The 8417-nt window shown below is 39.6% G+C and carries 6 protein-coding genes; all 6 read left to right on the plus strand.

The window, feature by feature from the left end; translation table 11 throughout:
• Window positions 1-11: 11 nt before the first annotated feature.
• The 6 genes from tssJ to AB4128_RS08330 all read left to right on the plus strand — a co-directional run bounded on the left by tssJ (window position 12) and on the right by AB4128_RS08330 (window position 8257).
• Entirely contained in the window at window positions 12-482 is a 471-nt protein-coding gene (tssJ, locus tag AB4128_RS08305) for a type VI secretion system lipoprotein TssJ (RefSeq protein ID WP_055023387.1), read from the plus strand.
• 70 nt (window positions 483-552) lie between these two features.
• A complete protein-coding gene (tssK, locus tag AB4128_RS08310) occupies window positions 553-1881 on the plus strand; it encodes a type VI secretion system baseplate subunit TssK (RefSeq protein WP_055023386.1) in 1329 nt (442 codons plus the stop codon).
• A 26-nt stretch (window positions 1882-1907) separates the two neighbouring features.
• On the plus strand, window positions 1908-3197 hold the full coding sequence (gene tssL, locus AB4128_RS08315; RefSeq protein WP_372037427.1) for a type VI secretion system protein TssL, long form: 1290 nt from the start codon (window positions 1908-1910) through the stop codon (window positions 3195-3197).
• 22 nt (window positions 3198-3219) lie between these two features.
• Window positions 3220-6762: a type VI secretion system membrane subunit TssM gene (gene tssM / locus AB4128_RS08320; protein ID WP_372037428.1), complete on the plus strand. Its 3543-nt coding sequence runs from the start codon at window positions 3220-3222 to the stop codon at window positions 6760-6762.
• Window positions 6744-7475 (plus strand): type VI secretion system-associated protein TagF, encoded by a 732-nt coding sequence (gene tagF / locus AB4128_RS08325; RefSeq protein ID WP_372037429.1) that lies wholly within the window; start codon window positions 6744-6746, stop codon window positions 7473-7475. The genes tssM and tagF overlap by 19 nt, the downstream gene beginning before the upstream one ends.
• A complete protein-coding gene (locus AB4128_RS08330) occupies window positions 7466-8257 on the plus strand; it encodes a PP2C family serine/threonine-protein phosphatase (RefSeq protein WP_080917474.1) in 792 nt (263 codons plus the stop codon). Before tagF ends, AB4128_RS08330 begins: the two co-directional genes overlap by 10 nt.
• The last annotated feature ends 160 nt before the right edge of the window (window positions 8258-8417 follow it).

Raw genomic sequence — 8417 nt, forward strand, 5'->3', positions numbered from 1 at the left:
GGGATTAAGCGATGAAACTAAAATTAGGATTGTATCAAGCTTTACTAGCCTCAGTATTGTTGATAAATACGGGCTGTAAAACCATTAATGCCGTGGTACCTGCTTATACCGATATCACGTTTAGTGCGAGCGCAGATATTAACCCTGATATCAATAAGCGTCCGTCGCCTGTGGTAGTAAAAATATTCGAACTTTCTTCCCGTACCATCTTTGATAATCAGGATTTTTTCACTCTTTACGAGTCTGCTGAATCGGTATTAGGACCTGACTTAATTCGAAAAGATGAGCTTGAATTGCAACCTTCTGAAATTCACGAGTATCCAATGAGCTTAGGTCAAAACACACGATACGTAGGGGTGATTGTGGCTTATCGCGATATCGATGCTTCTCGCTGGCGCTCAGTTGTTGAGGTTGACCCTACTGGATATGACAGTGTCACAGTCAATATAGAAAAAATAGCAGTTTATAACTCTGAGCAGTAAAGATTTTATTTAAATTGAAATAACGGATATTTCAACAACGATATCAAGCATTGGAAATAATAAGGAAGTTATGAGCGATTTTAGCCCAATAGCATGGACTGAAGGGATGTTTTTGCGCCCTCAACATATGCAACAACAAGAACGTTTTTTACAGTATCAGCAAACTCAAATAGCGAATAAAGCTAACCCATTTGCATGGGGAGTGACCCAATACGAAATTAATTATAGCTTGTTGCCACTAGGTCAGTTTGGTTTAGATAGAATTGAGTGTGTATTTCAAGATCAAACCTTAGTGCTAATGCCTGAGCAAAGTCCGCTTCCTAATGCGTTATCGATACCAGCAGGTACAATCGATCAACTGATTTATTTAGTGCTTCCTGTAGCGAAAAGTAACGGCCTTAATATTTCGTCATCTGAACAAAATCAAATAACTCGCTACTTGTACGAAGATCATAATATTGTTGATACCAGTGTGGGTTCTGATGCAATGGAAGTGTTGCAAGTCGCTAAATTTGATTGCCGCTTAAAGCTGCAAAGTGAAGACCGTTCAGGCTATGTATCTATTGCCATCGCTCGAGTTATTGATGTTTCTGAAGAAGGGGCAATTAGGCTTGATAAAAAGTTTATTCCAGCTTGTACCGGCATAGAGCATATTAAAGCCTTGCTTAATGTCACTTCGGAAGTGACGGGAATGATTAACCAACGTGCAGAAGCAATTGCTGGCAGATTGAGTCAAGCTCAAGGATCTTCAAGCTCAATTGCTGACTTTTTAATGCTACAACTATTGAACAAATACCAACCTTTATTTGAACATTATAGCGTCATCAATCATATCCATCCTGAAGTGTTATTTAGAACCCTAGTGAGTTTTGCAGGTGAGCTTTCGACGTTTAGTAGCCAAGATAAAAGACCACCGAAATTGCCTACTTATCAGCATGATAATTTGACCTATGTATTCGGTAATATCATGGTCATTGTTAACCACGGATTAAGCACTGTCCTTGAGCAAACAGCAACAGAATTGGTACTCGAAAAAACCAAATTTGGCGTGTACTTCTCAACCATTGCCGATAAGAGTTTACTTGATAGCGCAGAGTTCATCTTAGCGGTGAAAGCGAATGTACCAAATGATGATTTACGTCAGCGTTTACCGTCACAAATTAAAATTGGCTCGGTAGAAACGATTCGAGAACTGGTAAATAACCAACTGGCCGGTATCGGAATTACGAACTTACCTGTTGCCCCGCGACAAGTGCCATATCATGCTGGCTATCATTATTTCCAATTAGATAAGAACAATAGCCATTGGATCAAACTTAAATCCAGTGGTGGAGTTGCGATGCATATTTCTGGCGCTTATCCGGATTTACAACTTGAGCTTTGGGCTGTAAGCGTTTAACAACCACAATATTAAGGATAATTTTTGTGAACGATAAAACCATTGTTAAACCACGTCCAGGGAAAGGCGCGGGGATGGCAATCCAAAAACCTAAAGTTAATGATGATAATCAGAAAACATTAATACAAGAACAAAGCGTTGATAACAGAGCGCAAAGTGCTGTATTAAGCTTGGCACAAAATCCGATTGTTGATTATGCAGGTACGTTACTATCTATTTGTACTCAATTACGCACGAGTACTCAGCATGATGACGTAAATACCTTACGTGTGCATTGTGTTGAGTTGATTAAACATTATGAACAACAACTTCGTAATGCTGATATTGCTGCCGAAGACATAAAGTCTGCGCGCTATTGCTTGTGCTGTTTTATTGATGAAGTGGTTTTGAATACAACATGGGGCGGCCAAAGTTACTGGGCTTCTGAGAGTTTACTGTCGACTTTTCATAATGAAACACTCGGTGGTGAATATTTCTATACGCTACTTGATGCGTCTTTATTACAACCTGCTGAGAAATGTAACTTACTGGAATTGATGTATTTATGTTTAACGCTTGGTTTTGTCGGGAAAATGCGTATTGAGCCTCAAGGCGACCAGAAACTGGAAGCATTAAGAGAGCGAACTTACCTTGCTATCCAATCATGTAAAGGCGATTTCCATCGGGAGTTATCACCTGACTGGCGAAATAATATTGTGCCAAATTTATCATTTCAACAGCCTTTCCCTTTATGGGTGATTGGTGCGTTGTTTGGGGTGATTATTTTATTCGTCTACATGGGATTTAACTACAGTATTAATAGCTATTCGTCACAGGCATATAAGCAATTAACATCTATCGTACCATGGGAAAAAACCGTTGCTGCACAGCAACAATTAAGCCGTGAAGAAGCCCTTTTACTACAGCAGTTATTGCAGACAGAAATTAGTATGCAACTACTTGAAGTAGAGCAATTAAGTGACAGAGTTCGGATCAGAATCGGTGCTGGTGAATTATTCGCATCGGGTAACACTCAGCCAAGATCAGATTTTGAAGCGATTTTAGCTAAGATCGCTAGGACACTTGAAGGAACCAAAGGGAAAATCTTGATCACTGGCCATACTGATGACGAACCTATTTTTACGTCAAAATACCCATCAAATTGGCATCTCTCACTTGCTAGAGCAACATCGATTGGCAATGTGTTGGCACATAACGCGTCATTGAGTGGTCGGTTATGGCCTGAAGGAAGGGGAGAGTCTGAGCCTCGTTTTGCTAATGATAGCGAACTTAATCGTGCTTTAAATCGTCGAATTGAAATTGACTTATTGTTTTAGAGTGACAAAAGGAATTGTATAAATGTCTTTAAAATCAGTCGGCAAGGGAATTGTCGAAACACTTAAATCTAAATGGGTTATTACCATTTTAGGCTTTGTGTGTTTAGCACTACTTATTTGGTTTGGTGGCCCATTAGTCGCTATTGCAGGTTATGAGCCATTCGCGTCTGCTGCAGTTCGTGTCATTGTACTTTTGGTCATTGTCATGGTCTGGGGTGGCGTTCATTTTTCACGACAAATTAAAAGTAAAAAACAAAGTGAAGAAATGGCTGACAGCTTGATTAATGGTGAAGAAGGCGCTGCGGTTAACGGAGACGAGCTAGTAAAAAGTGAGATAACGCTGCTGCAAAACAAAATGACCCAAGCGTTAGATATTTTAAAGCAAACTAAATTAACCAAAAACAAAAGTATTTATGAGCTTCCTTGGTACATCATGATTGGCCCACCAGGAAGTGGTAAAACGACTGCAATTCAGCATTCAGGATTGGAATACCCGTTAAAAGATAAAATGGGTGTTGATATGATTGAAGGTGTTGGCGGCACACGTCATTGCGATTGGTGGTTTACTAACAAAGCGGTACTTATTGATACCGCAGGACGTTATACCACCCAAGACAGTCATGTTAAACAAGACTCACGTGCATGGCAGGGCTTTTTGGGGTTATTGAAGAAATACCGACCAGTAAGGCCAATCAATGGCGTCATTATTAGCATGGGAATGTCGGAGTTACTTAATCAAACTAAAACTGAACGTAATCTACACGCAAGAGCGATTAAGCAGCGTTTGCAGGAATTACAAAACCAGTTAGGCATGACATTTCCTGTTTATGTGTTGTTATCTAAATCTGACTTAGTTGCAGGATTTAATGAGTTTTTTGATGATTTAACCAAAGAAGATTGCGAACAAATTTGGGGTGTGACTTTTCCGTTAAATACCGAAGATGATGAAACTGACATCGTGAGTACTTTCAATAAAGAGTTTCATCATTTGTTATTGAACTTAAATGCACGCTTAAATAGTCGCCTTAAAAATGAGCGTGATCTTGAGCGCCGAGCAGTAATTTATGAGTTCCCAAAACAACTACGATTACTTCAAAGTTCGGCAGATGATTTCTTAAAGGAAATATTTGCTCCGAATGCTTACGAAGAAGCCCCACTTTTGCGTGGCGTATACTTAACCAGTGCGACCCAAGAAGGCACGCCGATTGACCATCTTTCAACTCACTTATCCAGCGGTATCAAAAGTAAAACTAAAAGCAATAATACTAATAAGCAGCGTAGTTACTTTATTAAACGACTTTTGGAAGATGTCATTTTTCCTGAGAAGAACTTAGCCTCTACAAACCGCAAACATACTAACCAAAACAGAATGCTGCGTAAGGTTTCGGTGGGTGTAGCCGCAGTGGTCACTTTATTTACGAGTTACATTTGGTGGCAAAGTTATGATTGGAACCATGAGCTTATCGATAATACTTTTACTGAACTTGCTCAGTATGAGGATATTACTCATGGTGGCCTGAATGCGAACACTGATGTCATCACGTTAACTAAAGGTTTGACACTGATTCGTGACTTACCTGTGGGGTTTGGCTCAGAAAAACCTGAGGATGCACAAACGTTTGGTTTGTACCAAGGGGATAAGTTAAAGCAACCTGCTTCAGCGGCATATGAGCGAGCATTAGAAGCGCATTTATTGCCGTTTATGTTAGATGTGTTAAGCGAAGAAATGGATGCTAACGGTCAGCACCTTAATTATTTATATGAAACCTTAAAAACATATCTCATGTTGTATCTGCCGGAGCATTTTGATGAAAGCAACATCAAAATTTGGTTCTCTGCTTATATTGATCGAAACATTACTGGGAATGTTAATGCCGAAATCCGCGAGCAGTTAAATCAACATATTGAGACACTTTTAACGTTAGGGATCCGTGGAAATCAATACGATGACATGGTTGTTGATGGTGCTCGAGCTAATTTAACCATGTTGCCGCTGGTGGAGCGAGCTTATCAGAGATTAAAAAGCGACTTCTCTCAAAGCAGTATTCCTGATTTTAAACTAGTGGATATTCTTAGTTTAGACAGTCTTGATGGTTTAACATTTATGAGTGGTAGACCGTTCAATGACGGTATTCCAGGCTTGTATACTTTTAATGGGTTCCACGGAATTTTCAATATTGAAAAAACCAAAATTATTAAAAACCTGACTGCTGACAGCTGGGTATATGGAGATGACTTAGCTAATTTAGATGAGCAGGCTAAAAAACGTCTAACCGCTGAATTAGAGCGTAAGTATATTCGTGACTATATATTTTATTGGGAAGACTTTTTAAGTGATATCTCTGTAAAACCATACTCAAGTCTTGAAGAGGCTGAGCGTGTGACAGCGGCGTTATCAAGTCCTGATCAACCCATAAAAACCATCATTGCCGCGGCGCAAAAAAATGTGCAACTAACCAAACTTCCTATGGAGTCTAATAATTTAAAGGCTGCATCTGAAGTGGCTGCTAATGTCACTGACGTTGCCTTTCGTTCTAAAAAAGCGCAGTTAAATCGGTTGCTACCTGATACCGCAATTGAGTTAAATGTCGACCTGCCCGGTAAAGAAGTGGAAGTTGCCTTTAGTGAGTTGATTAAAATTAACTTAGTAGAAGTCGATCAAATTCAAACGACTCTGCGCGCATTGAATCGAAATTACAGCAAGTTACTCCTTCAATCGGACGGCAGAGTCGTGAACCAGGCTGTAGAAGAAAACTTTGCTCAGATGGGAATAACATTGTCAGAGCAATTGATGGATTTACCATACCCAGTCAAAAATTGGTTAAACGATGTTGCTTATCAAACTAGATCATTTGCTAAAACTAACCAAAGTCAGCGATTTAATGGCATTTGGCGCTCAGAGGTCTTAGCTGAGTTTAATCGTGCGATATCAGGTCGTTACCCGTTCAATCGTCGTGCAAAAGAAGATGTGAGACTAAAAGACTTTAGCAAGTTCTTTGGCTATGGCGGCACCTTAGATCAGTTTTGGGACCAATATCTGGCAGCGCATGTTGATACCAGTAAAAAGCCATGGCGCTTTAAACGTAACATAGGTATTAGCTATGACGTGTTAGAAATGTACCAACGAGCTGAAATCATTAAAGAGGCATTCTTTGAACCAGGAACTAAATTCCCCAAAATTAACTTCTCTCTTGAGCCACAACTACTGGACAGTAGTGTCAGCCTATTCTTATTAGAATTGGATGAACAACAACTTAAATACCGCCATGGACCAACACGTAAAGAGTTATTTTTCTGGCCAGGTCGAGGCGCCAATAATGAAACTCGCATTGCGTTTTCACCGCCTAATGGTGGCCGTTCAATCAATAAGAAGTACGAAGGCGAATGGTCATTCTTCCGCTTACTCGATGAGTTGAGCAAAAAACGTCCGCAAACAAAGAAAGACGGCAAGTTAATGATCAACCTCAGTGGATATAACGCTGAATTGAAACTGATTGCTAACAGCGTAAACAATCCATTTTGGATGGCTAATATGGAGACTTTCTCATGTCCGTCGAATCTTTAATGCGATTAGGTTATTGCGGTAAAGTCCCCTCAAAGGGTGACTTTTTACAAGAAAATCTAGATGTAGACTTTTTTAAAAACTGGAATGAGTGGTTACAAGCAGTCATTGCGGTGAGTAAAGAGCAAAGCGGCAATGAATGGCTGGATTATTATCTCACAAGCCCTGTTTGGCATTTTTCTTTGTCAGCTGGAGTATGCTGCGAGCAAGCAGTAGTGGGGACACTTATTCCGAGCGTGGATAATGTTGGGCGTCATTATCCTTTTACTTTAGCAGGCTTTCATCAGCAAGCTGCGGTATGTGGTTGGCATGAAAACGAATGGTCGACACAATTTGAAGCACAGATTTTGCAGGTACTTGAAGATGATATCAATCTTGAGAATTGGTTGAATGATGTCTCTGGGCAACAGTACACGATTCCGGTTACTGGTCTGTGTTCATCTCAAAGTGAATCTAGTGACATTACAAAAAAAGCTTGGGTTATTCAGGGAAGTAATGCTCCTCATATATTGTCACTACTTGATCAGCAATACCGTAAACAGTTTGAACGATACAGTATTTGGTGGACAGAAGGTTCATCAGAGGTTGAAGCATGCATGATTATCACAGAAGGGCTGCCTCAAATTAGCCAGTTTGTCTCTATGTTAAGCGGGCAATGGATACAAAGAGGTTGGAATACAGCCGCCTTAGTGAAGGAGCAAAATACGTGCACTTAAGTCAAGCTTTAACCCACAGAGGCACAGTACGAGAAATTAATGAAGACGCTATGTTAGAACTTCCGCATATCGGTGTATGGGTTGTTGCTGATGGGATGGGAGGTCATGCTGCTGGTGATGTGGCGAGCCAATTAGTCATCGACAATATTCAACAGGCTGTTGATGGATTATCTCCAGAGTTAATTAGTGTTGATATTTTAAAGCTCGCATTACAAAACAGTAATACCCAGCTTCAGCAAATGAGCCAAACTGATTTTGAAGGTAAAGTCGCCGGTAGTACAGTTGTAGTGTTGTGGTTATATCAAGGCGACTATCACCTGCTTTGGGTCGGCGACAGTAGGATTTATCTGTTAAGACAACAGAAAATGACAATGATTACCAAAGATCACAGTCAAGTGAATGACATGGTTGATGAAGGTTTGTTGGCCGCTGAAGATGCTGAGTCACATCCATTAGCAAATGTAATCACGCGTGCTGTGGGAGTCGATAGTCAATTAGATATTGATTATCGGACGGGTAAAGTGGTTGAAGGTGATACGTTTTTACTTTGTAGTGATGGCCTAAATAAAGAACTTAGTGACACTGAAATCGAAGCCACAATTAACTCTGGTAATATTATTGATTCTGGATTGGCCTTATTACATGCATCATTAGTTCGAAATGCGCGTGATAATGTCACTTGTATTTTAGTAAAAAACACTCAAGTTACGTCGGGTTTATCTTCAAAAGACATAAGTGAGTCAAATGATGACTTTGATAAAACAATTCCTGTATTTATTTAAAAAATAAATCGGACGTTTTCTAGTTGATGAATTAACAAAAGTGTAAATGTTACATGGTAATTATTATATTAATAGTTAATAAGTATGTTATTTAAAATAAATCTATACTTAATGATTATTGCGTATTAGATGTTTTTTACATTATAAAGTATTAACTAAT

The organism is Shewanella sp. 10N.286.52.A9, assembly GCF_041468985.1.
In the GTDB taxonomy this organism is placed as follows: domain Bacteria; phylum Pseudomonadota; class Gammaproteobacteria; order Enterobacterales; family Shewanellaceae; genus Shewanella; species Shewanella japonica.